13 protein-coding genes are annotated in these 13,660 nt (G+C 74.2%); 1 reads left to right on the top strand and 12 read right to left on the bottom strand.

Features of this window, described 5'->3' with window-relative positions; all coding sequences use genetic code 11:
* Positions 1–125: 125 nt before the first annotated feature.
* The 3 genes from AA0005_RS05035 to AA0005_RS05025 are packed head-to-tail and all read right to left on the bottom strand — an operon-like array spanning position 126 to position 2,355.
* The gene (locus AA0005_RS05035) at positions 126–563 is read right to left on the bottom strand and encodes a hypothetical protein (RefSeq protein ID WP_413452313.1); all 438 of its coding nucleotides are present in this window, start codon (positions 561–563) and stop codon (positions 126–128) included.
* Positions 560–1,672, bottom strand: coding sequence for an MraY family glycosyltransferase (locus AA0005_RS05030; protein ID WP_413452312.1), 1,113 nt, complete (start codon positions 1,670–1,672; stop codon positions 560–562). Before AA0005_RS05030 ends, AA0005_RS05035 begins: the two co-directional genes overlap by 4 nt.
* Positions 1,669–2,355 carry an L-threonylcarbamoyladenylate synthase gene (locus AA0005_RS05025; protein ID WP_413452311.1) on the bottom strand — a complete coding sequence of 229 codons (687 nt, stop codon included), beginning with the start codon at positions 2,353–2,355 and terminating at the stop codon, positions 1,669–1,671. Before AA0005_RS05025 ends, AA0005_RS05030 begins: the two co-directional genes overlap by 4 nt.
* A 51-nt stretch (positions 2,356–2,406) precedes the next feature.
* Here AA0005_RS05025 and AA0005_RS05020 point away from each other — a divergent pair, with 51 nt between their 5' ends.
* Positions 2,407–2,769 carry a VanZ family protein gene (locus tag AA0005_RS05020; RefSeq protein ID WP_413452310.1) on the top strand — a complete coding sequence of 121 codons (363 nt, stop codon included), beginning with the start codon at positions 2,407–2,409 and terminating at the stop codon, positions 2,767–2,769.
* Here AA0005_RS05020 and prmC read toward each other — a convergent pair.
* The 9 genes from prmC to argS all read right to left on the bottom strand — a co-directional run bounded on the left by prmC (position 2,723) and on the right by argS (position 13,640).
* Positions 2,723–3,589 (bottom strand): peptide chain release factor N(5)-glutamine methyltransferase, encoded by an 867-nt coding sequence (prmC, locus tag AA0005_RS05015; protein ID WP_413452309.1) that lies wholly within the window; start codon positions 3,587–3,589, stop codon positions 2,723–2,725. The genes AA0005_RS05020 and prmC overlap by 47 nt on opposite strands.
* Positions 3,582–4,673 (bottom strand): peptide chain release factor 1, encoded by a 1,092-nt coding sequence (gene prfA / locus AA0005_RS05010; protein ID WP_413452308.1) that lies wholly within the window; start codon positions 4,671–4,673, stop codon positions 3,582–3,584. Before prfA ends, prmC begins: the two co-directional genes overlap by 8 nt.
* Positions 4,674–4,767: 94 nt before the next feature.
* A complete protein-coding gene (gene rpmE, locus AA0005_RS05005) occupies positions 4,768–4,977 on the bottom strand; it encodes a 50S ribosomal protein L31 (protein WP_110851764.1) in 210 nt (69 codons plus the stop codon).
* Between the two features lie 132 nt (positions 4,978–5,109).
* Positions 5,110–6,981, bottom strand: a complete 1,872-nt coding sequence (rho, locus tag AA0005_RS05000) for a transcription termination factor Rho (protein WP_413453063.1) — start codon at positions 6,979–6,981, stop codon at positions 5,110–5,112.
* 291 nt (positions 6,982–7,272) lie between these two features.
* Positions 7,273–8,169, bottom strand: a complete 897-nt coding sequence (thrB, locus tag AA0005_RS04995) for a homoserine kinase (protein WP_413452307.1) — start codon at positions 8,167–8,169, stop codon at positions 7,273–7,275.
* A 2-nt stretch (positions 8,170–8,171) separates the two neighbouring features.
* A complete protein-coding gene (gene thrC / locus AA0005_RS04990) occupies positions 8,172–9,248 on the bottom strand; it encodes a threonine synthase (protein WP_413452306.1) in 1,077 nt (358 codons plus the stop codon).
* On the bottom strand, positions 9,248–10,549 hold the full coding sequence (locus tag AA0005_RS04985; RefSeq protein ID WP_413452305.1) for a homoserine dehydrogenase: 1,302 nt from the start codon (positions 10,547–10,549) through the stop codon (positions 9,248–9,250). The genes thrC and AA0005_RS04985 overlap by 1 nt, the downstream gene beginning before the upstream one ends.
* A 74-nt stretch (positions 10,550–10,623) precedes the next feature.
* Entirely contained in the window at positions 10,624–11,994 is a 1,371-nt protein-coding gene (gene lysA, locus AA0005_RS04980) for a diaminopimelate decarboxylase (RefSeq protein WP_413452304.1), read from the bottom strand.
* Positions 11,991–13,640 (bottom strand): arginine--tRNA ligase, encoded by a 1,650-nt coding sequence (gene argS, locus AA0005_RS04975; RefSeq protein WP_413452303.1) that lies wholly within the window; start codon positions 13,638–13,640, stop codon positions 11,991–11,993. Before argS ends, lysA begins: the two co-directional genes overlap by 4 nt.
* Between the last annotated feature and the right edge of the window lie 20 nt (positions 13,641–13,660).

Genomic DNA, 13,660 nt, shown 5'->3' with positions numbered 1-13,660 from the left:
GCGGGGTGTCGCCCGCCACGGCCGCACTTTCCGCGGCTTCCGGCCCCCGACAGCGACGGCGTACCGCGGCTGCCGGCACAGGCGCTCGGCGGCGCCGGAGTGAGCAAGCCCACAGCAGGAAACGCTCAGGCGGGGTCGCTCTCCTCGCGGGCGGAGGGGTCGACGTTGGGCACGCGAGCCTTGAGGGCAGCGGACATCTCGATCGCCATGGACCCGAGGATCGCGAGCACGAGGGTGGCGAAGAAGACGACCGGGTCGTAGAAGTCGCGGTCGCGCACGATGAGCAGCACGACGAAGACGACGACGACCTTGGCCAGCCAGCCGCCCACGAGGGCGGCGCTGGCCACGTACAGGGGCCGGTCCGCCGTCGCCACCATGACGACCGCCGTCGTCAGCGTGAAGAAGGCGACGAGCGCGGTGCCCAGCACCCCGCCCCAGAGGCCCGGCATGCCCTCCACGAGGTAGCCGATGACGCAGCTGCCCACGCCGAGGACCGCCAGGAGGATGGCCATCTGGCGCAGCACCGTGCGGAACATGGCGCGCAGGGGGGACGGGGAGGTCATGCGGACTCCTTGGCGTGGGTGGAACGGCGCAGCCCGGGAAGCTTGCCGATGGTGACGAGCAGGGCGACGACGACGGCGACGCCGGCGCCGACGAACACCGTGCTGCCGTCGAGGACGACGAGGGCCGCGGCGCTGAACGAGAAGACCGCGGTCCACAGGTAGAGGACGAGGACGGCGCGGCGATGGCTGTGGCCCCACGAGAGGAGGCGGTGGTGCAGGTGCATGCGGTCGGCCTTGAAGGGCGACTCCCCCGCCCGCACCCGCCGCAGGACGGCGAGCGTCATGTCGAGCAGCGGCAGCAGGAGCACCGCGACCGGCAGGAGGATCGGGACGAAGGCGGGCAGCACCTGGCCGGCCGTGGAGGTGGCGGGGTCGATCTGACCGGTCACGGTGATGGCGGCCGCCGCGACGGTGATGCCGAGGAACATCGAGCCGGAGTCGCCCATGAAGATCCGGGCGGGGTGGAAGTTGTGCGGCAGGAAGCCCAGGCACGTGCCGACGACGGCGGCGATCACCACCGTGGCGAGGTTGGAGTAGTCCCCGGGCGTCTCGGTGCGGGTGAGGAGGTAGCTGTAGCCGAAGAACGCCAGTCCCCCGATGCCGATCATCCCGGCGGCCAGCCCGTCGAGACCGTCGACGAAGTTCACGGCGTTGATGGCGACGACGACGACGAGCACGGTCGCCACGAGGGACAGGCGCGCCGAGCCGATCGTCAGCCCGGCGACGGGGAAGGTGATGAGCTGGACGCCCTGCCAGGCGATGAGGCCGGCGGCGAGGACCTGGCCGACGAGCTTGGTCATCCAGTCGAGGTCCCACATGTCGTCGGCCACGCCGAGCAGGCACACGAGGGTGGCGCCACCGAGGATCGCCCACGGCTGCGCCGTCGCGAAGACCCCCTCGAGGAAGGGGACACGGGACGCGAGGAGCAGCGCGACGGCGAACCCGGCGAGCATGGCCACGCCGCCCAGCCGCGGGGTGGGGGTCGTGTGGACGTCGCGCGCGCGGACCGGCGTCAGCGCGTTCGTCACGCGGGCCAGCCGCAGCGCTACCGGGGTGGCGATGAAGGTGACGACCGCCGCGACGAGCATGACGAGCAGGTAGACCCTCACGGCCCGACGGCACCGTCCTTCGGCCCGTCGTCGGCGGGGCGCTCGACGTCGGCGGTCTCGGGGACGACGGCGGTGAGCTCGTCCAGGCTCAGCGCCCCGGCGCGCACGATGCGCAGCGTGGGGCCCGTCGCGTCGACGATGGTCGAGGCCACTCCCCCGCGGGACGGTCCGCCGTCGAGGTACACCGCCACCCGGTCACCGAGGGCGGTGGCCGCCTCGAGCACCGTCGTGGCCGCGGGGCGGCCGTGACGGTTGGCGCTGGAGACGGCGAGCGGCCCGGTGCGGGTGAGGAGGGCCAGGGCGATCTCGTCGTCGGGCATGCGCAGCGCGACGGTGCCGCCGGTGTCCCCGAGGTCCCACGCGAGGGTCGGCTGGGCGCGGCAGATGACGGTGAGTGGACCGGGCCAGAAGGTCTCGAGGAGCGTGTGGACGGTGTCCGGCACGTCGGTGGCCAGCCCGGCGACCGTCGCGGCCGCGGGGACGAGGACCGGCGGCGGGCTCTGGCGGCCGCGGCCCTTGGCGGCGAGCAGGTCGGCGACCGCGCCCGGGTCGAAGGCCGCGGCGCCGATGCCGTACACCGTGTCCGTCGGCAGGACCACGAGCTGCCCCGCGGACAGGGCGCTGGCCGCGGCGGTGATGCCCTCGTCGCGGGTCTCGGGCTGGGTGCAGTCGTACACGCTCACGTACCGGATCCTCCCACGGGGACCTGGGAGCGGATGACATCCTGGCCGGCGATGACCCGTCGCGTCCTGCTCGCCATCGCCCTCGTCCTCCACCTCGCAGTGCTCTACGCCCCGCGCGTGCCGGGTCCCGGCACCGGCCTGTTCCCCGGTGCTGACAAGGTCGCCCACCTGGGCGTCTTCGCGCTGCTCGTCCTCGCCGCGCTGTGGGCGGGGCTGCCGGCGCGGTGGGTGGTGCCGCTCGCCCTAGCCCACGCCGTCCTCAGCGAGGTGGTCCAGCACGTGCTGCTGCCGGGGCGTTCGGGCGACCCGTGGGACACCCTCGCCGACGTCGTCGGGGTGGGGCTGGGCTGGGGCGCCGCCGCCCTGCTCAGCCGTCGGAGCGCCGCGCGAGGACCATCCGGTCCCGACCGGTGAGGTCGGCGACCGTCCGGACCGCGGTGAACGCACCGGTCTCCTCGCACGCGGCGCGGACCGCCGCGGCCTGCACCTCGGCGTGCTCCATGACGAGCGTCCCGCCGGGGCGCAGCAGGCGCGCGGCCGTGCGCAGGACGGCGCGCGGCACGTCGAGGCCGTCGGCGCCGCCGCCGTAGAGGGCGAGGTCAGGGTCGTGCTCGCGAACCTCGGGGTCCTGCGGGACGGCGTCCGCGGGCACGTAGGGCGGGTTGGAGACGACGACGTCGACGGTGCCGTCGAGCTCGGGCAGCGCCGTCGCAGCGTCGCCGGCGACGAGCGTGACCTGCGGGGCGAGCTCGGCGACGTTCCGGGCGGCGACGGCGAGGGCCGCGGGGCTCAGCTCGACGGCCCACACGGCCGCCGAGGTCACCTCGGTGGCGACGGCGAGCGCGATCGCCCCCGAGCCGGTGCACAGGTCGACCACCCGGGGGGACGGCACCTGCCGGGCGGCGCGGATCGCCTCCTCGGCGACGACCTCCGTCTCGGGCCGCACGACGAAGGCGCCCGGCTCGCTCACCAGGCGCAGGTAGCGGAAGAACATCTCCCCGGTGAGGTGCTGGAGCGGCTCGCGCCGCCGTCGGCGGTCGACGAGGGCGGCGAAGCGGGCCAGCTGCTCGGGGTCGGGACGGCCGGCCGTGACGAGCGGGCCCGCGAGCACGTGCTCGGCGAGCAGGCGAGCGTCGACGTCGGGCGATGGCACGCCCGCCTCGGCGAGCAGCACCCCGGCGCCGCGGACAGCCTCGCGCCAGGTGACGGCGCCGTCGTCGGCGGGGTCAGGCATGGGCGGCGGCGGCGAGCCGCTCGGCGGCGTCCATCTCGACGGCGGAGGCGATGACGGCGGCGAGGTCGCCGTCGAGCACGTGGTCGAGGTTGTAGGCCTTGAAGCCGGTGCGGTGGTCGGCGATCCGGTTCTCGGGGAAGTTGTAGGTGCGGATGCGCTCGGAGCGGTCCACGGTGCGCACCTGGGAGCGGCGGGTCGCGGACGCAGCGGCGTCGGCCTCCTGCTGGCGGGCGGCCAGGATCCGGGCACGCAGCACGCGCATCGCCTGCTCACGGTTCTGCAGCTGGGACTTCTCGTTCTGCATCGACACGACGATGCCGGTGGGCACGTGGGTGATGCGGACGGCGGAGTCGGTCGTGTTGACGCTCTGCCCGCCGGGGCCGGAGGAGCGGTAGACGTCGATGCGCAGGTCGTTCTGGTCGATCTCGACCTCGCCCGGGTCGTCCGCCTCGGGCAGGACGAGGACGCCGGCCGCGGAGGTGTGGATGCGGCCCTGGGACTCGGTGACGGGCACGCGCTGAACCCGGTGGACACCGCCCTCGTACTTGAGGCTGGCCCACACGCCGTCGGCGGGGTCCTCGAGGGTGCCGCGCGACTTCACGGCGACGGCGACGTCCTTGTAGCCGCCGAGGTCGGACTCGGTGGCGCTGATGAGCTGGGTGCTCCAGCCGCGGCGCTCGGCGTAGCGCAGGTACATGCGCAGGAGGTCGCCGGCGAAGAGCGCGGACTCCTCCCCGCCCTCCCCCGCCTTGATCTCGAGGATGACGTCGCGGCCGTCGTCGGGGTCCTGGGGGACGAGGACGGTGCGCAGGTGCTCGGCGGCCGCGTCGGCGGCGGCCTGCAGGGCCGGCAGCTCCGCGGCGAAGGACTCGTCGACCTCCGCGAGCTCGGCCGCGGCCTCGGCGTCGTCGGTGGCGCGCCGCCAGGCCGTGTAGGCGGAGACGACGCGGGTGAGCTCGGCGTAGCGCCGGCCCAGCCGCTTGGCCTTGCCGGCGTCGGCGTGGACGCCCGGGTCGGCCAGGGCTCGCTCGATCTCGGCGTGCTCGGCCAGCATCGGCTCGACGGCCGCGAAGTCCGCGCTCACGCTCGCTCTCCTTCCGTGTACGGCACCCGGCGCGCTCCCGCGCCCGGGCAGACGACAGCGCCGGTGGGATGGTCCCACCGGCGCTGGACGCGTGCTACTTGCGCTTGCCGTACCGCTGCTCGAAGCGGGCGACTCGACCACCGGTGTCGAGGATCTTCTGCTTGCCCGTGTAGAACGGGTGGCAGGCGCTGCAGACGTCGGCGTGGATCTCACCGCTCGTGGCGGTGGAACGGGTCTCGAAGGTGTTCCCGCAGGTGCACGTCACGGTGGTGGTGACGTACTCGGGGTGAATGCCCTGCTTCATCAGTGTCTCCTTGGTGTGCTTCGCTCCCGGGTCGGCCCGCGCGGTACGTGCCGTGAACCGGAAGTCGACGTTCCATCGTGCCAGAACGCCGCGGCGTGCGGAAATCTTCCCACGGCCGGGTGGCCGGTGGGGTCAGTCGTTGCCCATTCCGGGTGTGGTCTTCTGCACGGTGAGCAGGAACTCGGCGTTCGAGCGCGTCTCGCGCATCTTGCCGAGGAGCAGCTCCACGGCCTGCTGCTGGTCCAGGCCGCTCATGACCCGGCGCAGCTTCCACACGATCTTCAGCTCCTCGGGCGACAGGAGCAGCTCCTCGCGGCGCGTGCCGGAGGCGTTGACGTCCACCGCCGGGAAGACCCGCTTGTCGGCCAGGGAGCGCGACAGGCGCAGCTCCATGTTCCCGGTGCCCTTGAACTCCTCGAAGATGACCTCGTCCATCTTCGAGCCGGTCTCCACGAGCGCGGAGGCGACGATGGTGAGCGAGCCGCCGTTCTCGATGTTCCGGGCCGCGCCGAAGAAGCGCTTGGGCGGGTAGAGCGCCGAGGCGTCCACACCACCGGACAGGATCCGCCCCGAGGCAGGGGCGGCGAGGTTGTAGGCGCGCGAGAGCCGGGTGATCGAGTCGAGGAGCACGACGACGTCCTGCCCCAGCTCGACGAGGCGCTTGGCACGCTCGATAGCGAGCTCGGCGACGATCGTGTGGTCCGTGGCGGGGCGGTCGAAGGTCGAGGCGATGACCTCGCCCTTGACCGTCCGCTGCATGTCGGTGACCTCTTCGGGCCGCTCGTCGACGAGCACCACCATGAGGTGGACCTCGGGGTTGTTCGTCGTGATCGCGTTGGCCATCTGCTGCATGACGATCGTCTTGCCGGCCTTGGGCGGGGCGACGATGAGGCCGCGCTGACCCTTGCCGATCGGGGCGACGAGGTCGATGATCCGGCCGGTCATCGAGCTCGCGGCCGTCTCCAGACGCAGGTGCTCCTGCGGGTAGAGCGGCGTGAGCTTGGCGAACTCCGGACGCTGGCGGACCCGCTCGAGCGGCGTGCCGTTGATCGAGTCGAGGCGCACGAGAGCGTTGAACTTCTGACGCTGCTGCTCGTCCTGCGGCTGGCGGACGGCACCGGTGACGGCGTCGCCGCGGCGCAGGCCGTACTTCTTCACCTGGTTGAGCGAGACGTAGACGTCGTTGGGCCCGGGCAGGTAGCCGCTCGTGCGGACGAAGGCGTAGTTCTCGAGGATGTCGAGGATGCCCGCGACGGGCAGGAGGATGTCGTCCTCGGTGACCTCGAGCTCGTCGAGGCCGGGGAGGTCGCTCCCGCCGGGCCGGCGCTTGCGGTTGCGGTCGCGGTTGCGGCGGCGGTTGCGGCCGGTGCGGTCGCCCTCCGGCTCGACGCGCCGCTGTTCGCCGCGGCGGGCGTCCTCGCGGCGGTCCTCCGCCTCGTCGCGCGGTGCGGGCAGCTCGATCGCCTCGAGGGCCTTGACAGCACGCTCGCGGTCGACCGGCTCGCGCTGCTGGCGCTGCTCGGCCTGCTGGCGCGGCTCGGGCTGCTGGTCGGCGCGCTCGCGCCGCTCCGCCTGCTGGTCGGCACGCTCACGCCGCTCGGCCTGCGCGCGCTCGCGGCGCTCGATGCGCTCCGCGCGGTCGCGGCGGGGAGCGCGCTCGGCGTCGTCCGCGACGGGCTCGGCCACCGGGAGGGTGGGCTGCTCGGGCCGGCTCTCGGCGGCGGCGGGCGCGCCGGCCTCGGCGGAGGCGCGGCGGCTGCGTCCGCGCCGCGGCGCCGCGGCGTCGGTGTCGGCCGGGGCCTCGGCCGCGGGGGCCTTGGCGGGCGCCTCGGCAGGAGCCTTGGCGGGGGCCTCGGCTGCGGGCGTCTCGGTGGAGGACGAGGAGCTGCGGGAGCCGGAGGTGCGGGCGTCGCGGATGGCGGCGACGAGGTCGCTCTTGCGCATCCGGGTGGTGCCCTTGAGCCCCATGCCGGCGGCGAGCGTCTGCAGCTCCGCCAGCTTCATGGTGCTCAGCGAGCCACCGCGGGCGGCGGTGGCGTCAAGCTGTTCAGTCACGAGGTTCCTTCCCTCGGAATTGGCCCCATGACCTGAGGCCGGGCGAGCCCGGACGACGTCCGGGGTGATGACTCCGCACGACCGCAGGCCGCAGACAGCGGCGGAAGATCGGGGGGAGGTGTCCCGGGCCTGTGCTGGACACCCGCGTGGGATCACAGCTCGACGGCGCCGAGGCGCGTCCAGTGTAGCAGCCGGGGCCAAAGCGCCACGGGCGTTCCCCGCGTAGCGGCGCGGCCGCCGTCAGTCGGTGACGAGCCGCGCGCCGCGGGTGACGGCGGGCGTGAGGACCTGCCACCCGTGCCGGGTGAAGGCCGCGACGTGGGCGTCGTCGGCGCGGGTGAGGGTGAGGACGCTGGGGCCCGCGCCGGAGACGACCGCGGGCAGCCCGAGCTCGCGCAGCGTGTCGATGACGCGCAGCGACTCCTCCATGACCACCGCCCGCTGGCGCTGGTGGAGGCGGTCCTCGGTGGCGGGGAGCAGGAGGTCGGGGCGCGCGTCGAGCGCGAGGACGAGCAGCGCGGCCCGCCCGGCGTTGAAGGCGCCGTCCTCGTGGGGCACCTGCCGCGGGAGCACGGAGCGGGCGGTGCCGGTGAGCAGCTCACCGGGCGGGACGAGGACGGTGGGGCGCACGTGCTCCCCCACCCGCAGGCGCGCCGCGCGCGGCCGCCCGTCCTCGGACCACGCGACCGTGGCGCCGCCGAGGATGGCCGGCGCCGCGTTGTCGGGGTGGCCCTCGAACTCGGTGGCCAGCGCGAGGACCGTGTCGTCGTCGAGCGCCTCCGGGTCCGCGACGAGACCGCGGGCCGCGACGAGCCCGCCGACGACGGCGGCGGCCGAGGAGCCCAGCCCGCGCCCGTGCGGGATGCGGTTGTGGCAGTGCAGCTCGAGACCGGCCTGCGGTGCACCCGCGTGGTCGAGGGCGGCGCGGATCGCGCGGACGACGAGGTGGTTCTCGCCCTCCGGCAGCGCCCCCTCCCCGCTGCCCGTGACGGTGACGTGGGTGAGCCCGGTGGTGGCGCGGACGGCGATGTCGTCGACGACGTCGATCGCCAGGCCCAGGGCGTCGAAGCCCGGTCCGAGGTTGGCGCTCGTGGCGGGGACCTGCACCCGCACCGAGTCGCGCGCGAGCCGCCCCATCGTCACGCGAGCCCGAGCGCGGCCGCCGTTGCCGCGGCCTGCGGGGCGACGACCTCGGGGTCGACGTCCGCGCTGCCGAGGGCGGTGGCGGTGTCCTTGAGGCCGTTGCCGGTCACGGTGCACACGATGGTCGCCCCGGCCGGGACGAGGCCCCGCTCGGCGGCCTGGAGCAGCCCGGCGACGCTGGCCGCGGACGCAGGCTCGACGAAGACGCCGACCTCGCGGGCGAGCAGCGCCTGCGCGTCGAGGATCTGCGCGTCGCTCACGGCGTCGATCCAGCCGCCGGACTCGTCGCGGGCGGCCTCGGCCAGCGTCCACGAGGCCGGGTTGCCGATGCGGATCGCCGTCGCCACCGTCTCGGGGTGCTCGACGGGCGCGCCCTTGACGAAGGGTGCGGCGCCCTCGGCCTGCACGCCCCACATCTGCGGGACTCGGGTGGCGCGCGCGGGCAGCCCGGGGGCGTCGGTGGCGTACTCGCGGTAGCCCATCCAGTAGGCGGAGATGTTCCCGGCGTTGCCGACCGGGAGCACGTGGATGTCCGGGGCGTCCCCGAGGGCGTCGACGACCTCGAAGGCCGCCGTCTTCTGCCCCTGGAGGCGGAAGGGGTTGACCGAGTTGACGAGCGCGACCGGGTAGTCCTCGGCGAGCGTGCGGACGATGCGCAGGCAGTCGTCGAAGTTGCCGTCGACGGCGACGAGCTCGGCGCCGTGGACGATCGCCTGGGCGAGCTTGCCTGCGGCGATCTTCCCGGCGGGCAGGACGACGGCGCAGCGCAGCCCGGCGCGCACGGCGTACGCGGCGGCGGAGGCGGAGGTGTTGCCCGTGGAGGCGCACACGACCATCTCGGTGTCCGTCGCGGCGACCTTCGACATCGCCATCGTCATGCCGCGGTCCTTGAAGGAGCCGGTGGGGTTGGCCCCCTCGACCTTGACGTGGACCTGCGCGCCGACGCGCTCGCTGAGCACGGGTGCCGCGACGAGCGGCGTCCCACCCTCACCGAGGGTGACGACGGGGTCCCCCGGCTCGATCGGCAGCCGGTCGGCGTACTCGGTGATCACGCCTCGCCACTGGTGCGCCATCAGACGTCCTCCACCCTGGTCACGGCCAGCACGCGCTTGACCGACGGAATACGGGCGACGGCGTCCGCCGTCGCTGCCAGCGCGGCCTCGCTGGCGCGGTGCGTGACGACGACGAGCTCGGCGGCGCCGTCGGCACCCGGTGCCTGCTCCTGCGTCACGGTCTGGATCGACAGGCCCTTCTCGCCGAAGGTGCCGGCGATCTCGGCGAGGACGCCGGGCACGTCGGCGACCTCGAGGCGCAGCTGGAACTGCGTCGTCACCTCGTCGCCGCCGAGCAGCGGGAGGTCGGCGTAGCGGGACTCGGCCGGGCCACGGCCGCCGGAGACCCGGTTGCGCGCGGCCGCGACGACGTCGCCGAGCACGGCGGACGCCGTCGGCGCGCCGCCGGCGCCCTGCCCGTAGAACATGAGCCGGCCGGCCGCCTCGGTGTCGACGACGACGGCGTTGTAGGCGCCGTGCACCGCGGCCAGCGGGTGCTCGAGGGGCAGCAGCGCGGGGTGGACCCGCACGGAGATGCCGTCCCCGGCCGCGGTCGTGCGGCGCTCGGCGACGGCGAGCAGCTTGATGACGTGGTTCCCGCGGGTGGCGGCCTCGACGTCGGCGGCGGTGACGTAGCGGATCCCCTCGACGGGGACGTCGTCGATGCTCACCCGGGTGTGGAAGGCGAGGGAGGCGAGGATGGCGATCTTCGCGGCGGCGTCGTGGCCGTCGATGTCCGCCGTCGGGTCGGCCTCCGCGTAGCCCAGCGCCTGCGCGTCGGCGAGCGCCTCGCCGAAGCCGACGCCGCGGGAGGTCATCTCGTCGAGGATGAAGTTCGTCGTGCCGTTGACGATGCCGACGACGCGCCACACGTGGTCCCCGGCGAAGGACTCGCGCACCCCGCGCACGACGGGGACCGCGCCGGCGACGGCGGCCTCGAAGTAGAGGTCGACGCCGCGCTCCTCGGCGGCCTCGTAGAGCTCGGGGCCGTGGGCGGCGAGCAGCGCCTTGTTCGCGGTGACGACGCCCGCGCCGGCCGCGATCGCCTCGAGCACGAGAGTGCGGGCGGGCTCGATCCCTCCCATGAGCTCGACGACGAGGTCGGCGTCGCGGACGAGGCCGGAGGCGTCGGTGGTGAGCAGCCCGGTGTCGACGACGTCGGCCCTCGGCGCGGTCGTGTCCCGCACCGCGATGCCCACGACCTCGAGCCGGGCACCGGTCCGCGCGGTGAGGTCCTCGGCCTGCTCGGTGAGCAGCCGCACCACCTCGGTCCCGACGGTCCCGCACCCGAGCACGGCGACGCGCAGCGCCCGCTCTCTCATCGACAACTCCAATCCTTGTGCAGCCGCCAGGATAGAGGCGCCGCCGAGCGCGCTCGTCACGCGTCCACGTGCTGTCAACCGAGGTCGAGGGCGAGGAGGTCGTCCTCGGTCTCGGGCCGCACGATGTAGCGCGCCTGCCCGTCGCGCACCGCGAGCACGCCGGGGCGCGGCAGGAGGTTGTAGTTCGAGGCCATCGACCGCCCGTAGGCACCCGTGGCCGGCACGGCGAGCAGGTCGCCGGACGCGACGTCATCGGGCAGGAGCACGTCGCGCACGACGATGTCACCGCTCTCGCAGTGCTTCCCGACGACCCGGGAGGCGACGGCGGGGGCCTCGCTGCGACGGCTCGCGACGGCCGCGGTGTAGGCGGCGTCGTAGAGGGCGGTGCGGATGTTGTCGCTCATCCCGCCGTCGACGGAGACGTAGCGGCGCTCGGTGCCCTCCTCCGTCGTCACCGGCTTGACCGTGCCGACCCGGTACAGGGTGAGCCCGGCCGGGCCGACGACGGCGCGGCCCGGCTCGACCGACACGCGCGGCGGCGGGGTGCCGAGCTCGGCGCACAGGCGGCGCACGACGTCGGCGAGCGCGGGGGCGATCTGGGCGGGCGTGGGCGGGAGGTCGGCGCCGGTGTAGGAGATGCCGTAGCCGCCGCCGAGGTCGAGCTCGGGCATGAGCGTGCCGGTCTCGGCGGCGACCTCCGCGCGCAGGCGCAGGAGGGCGCCGGCGGCGACCTCGAAGCCGGACAGGTCGAGGATCTGGGAGCCGATGTGGGAGTGCAGGCCGAGCAGCGTGAGCTCGGGGCGCGCGAGGACGGCGTCGACGGCGGCACGGGCCGCGCCGCTCGTGAGGGACAGGCCGAACTTCTGGTCCTCGTGGGCGGTGGCGATGAAGTCGTGGCCGCCGGCGTGGACGCCCGTCGTCACCCGGACCATGACGGGTGCGGGCAGGTCGAGGCGCCCGGCGAGGTCGGCGAGGTGCTCGACCTCCCCGAGGGAGTCGACGACGATGCGCCCGACGCCGGCGCGCAGCGCCCACTCGAGCTCGGCGTCGGACTTGTTGTTGCCGTGGAGCGCGATCTTGTCGCCCGGCACGCCGGCGCGCAGCGCGACGGCGAGCTCCCCTCCGGTCGAGACGTCGACGTGCATGCCCTCCTCGGACACCCAGCGGTCCACGGCCACGGAGGCGAAGGCCTTGCTCGCGTAGTAGACGTCCGCCCCGGCGAGGTCGGCGAAGGCCTCGGTGAAGGCGGTGACGAACGCGCGGGCGCGGGCCCGCAGGTCCGCCTCGTCGAGGACGTAGACGGGGGTGCGGTGCTCGGAAGCGATGTCACGCACGTCCAGGCCGCCCACCTCGAGGCTGCCGTCGGCGGTGCGGCGGACCGAACCGGACCACGGGGTGCGGGGGTCGGTGGCGGACGGCTCGGGCGCCGTCGTCGGGCCGCTCACATCCGCTCCGGGGCGGAGACGCCGAGGAGGTGGAGCCCGTTGGCGATGACCTGGCCGGTGGCGTCGTTGAGCCACAGGCGGGTGCGGTGGACGTCCTCGACCGGGTCGTCACCGCGCGGGGAGACGCGGCTCTGGTCGTACCACTTGTGGTAGGCCGCGGCGAGGTCCTCGAGGTAGCGGGCCACGCGGTGCGGCTCGCGCAGGCGGGCGGCGCGGGCGACCGTCTCGGGGAAGCCGGCGAGGTGGCCGAGGAGGACGCTGTCCGCCTCGGTGCCGATGAGCGTGGGGTCGAAGGCGTCCTCGCGGCGCACGCCGTGCTGCTCGGCGTTGCGGCTGACGTTGCGGATGCGGGCGTGCGCGTACTGGACGTAGTAGACGGGGTTGTCCATGTTCTTCTCGCGCAGCTTCTCCCCGTCGAGGCTGAGCGGGGAGTCCGCGGGGAAGCGGGCGAGGGTGTAGCGGACCGGGTCGGTGCCGATCCACTCGATGAGGTCGCTCAGCTCGATGATGTTGCCGGCCCGCTTGCTCAGCCGGGCCCCGGCGACGGAGACGAGCTGGCCGATGAGGATCTCGATGTTCGTCTCGGGGTCGTCGCCCGCGCAGGCGGCGATGGCCTTGAGCCGGTTGACGTAGCCGTGGTGGTCGGCGCCGAGGAGGTAGATCTTCTCGGGGAACCCGCGGTCCTTCTTCGACAGGTAGTAGGCGGCGTCCGCGGCGAAGTACGTCGGGGTGCCGTCGGCGCGGATGAGGACGCGGTCCTTGTCGTCGCCGAAGTCGGTGGTGCGCAGCCACACGGCGCCGTCGGCGTCGAAGACGTGGCCCTGCTCGCGCAGGCGGGCGACGGCGGCCTCGACGGCGCCGCTGCCGTGGAGCTCCCGCTCGGAGAAGTAGACGTCGAAGTGGACCTCGAACTCGGCGAGGACCTGCTGGATCTCGGCGAGCTGCAGCCGGTAGCCGGTCTCCCGGGCCACGGCCAGCGCCTCGTCGGCGGGCAGGTCGGTGAGGTCGGGGCGCTCTGCGAGGACCTTCTCGGCGAGCTGGGTGACGTACTCGCCGCGGTAGCCGTCCTCCGGCACCTCCCCGCCGGTGGCCCGGGCGAGGACGGAGGCGCCGAACTTGTCCATCTGGGCACCGGCGTCGTTGATGTAGTACTCGGGGGTCACGTCCGCGCCGGCGGCCCGCAGGAGCCGCACGAGGGCGTCACCGAGCGCCGCCCACCGGGTGTGGCCGATGTGGAGCGGGCCGGTGGGGTTGGCCGAGACGAACTCGAGGTTGACCGCGTGGCCGGCCAGGGCGTCGTTGCGCCCGTAGGACTCCCCCGCCTCGACGATCGAGCGGGCCAGCTCGCCCGCGGCGCCCGCCTCGAGGCGGATGTTGAGGAAGCCGGGGCCGGCGACCGAGGCCTCGGCGATCCCCGCGGCGCCGCCCAGCCGCCCGGCGAGCGTCTCGGCGAAGGCCCGCGGGTTGGTGCCGGCCTTCTTGGCCAGCTGCATGGCGACGTTGGTCGCCCAGTCACCGTGCTCGCGCTGGCGCGGACGCTCGACCTTCACCTCGCCGATGTCCTCGGCGGACAGGGACAGCGTGCCGTCCGCGACGGCGTCGAGGAGGCAGGAGCGGATGAGCGCGGCGAGTTCGGTCGGAGTCACCGAACCAGGGTACTAGCGCC

Source organism: Georgenia phoenicis (assembly GCF_047302425.1).
Classification (GTDB): Bacteria; Actinomycetota; Actinomycetes; order Actinomycetales; family Actinomycetaceae; genus Oceanitalea.
The sequence above is the reverse complement of the archived record's forward strand: the minus strand, read 5'-3'. Positions and strand labels throughout refer to the sequence as shown.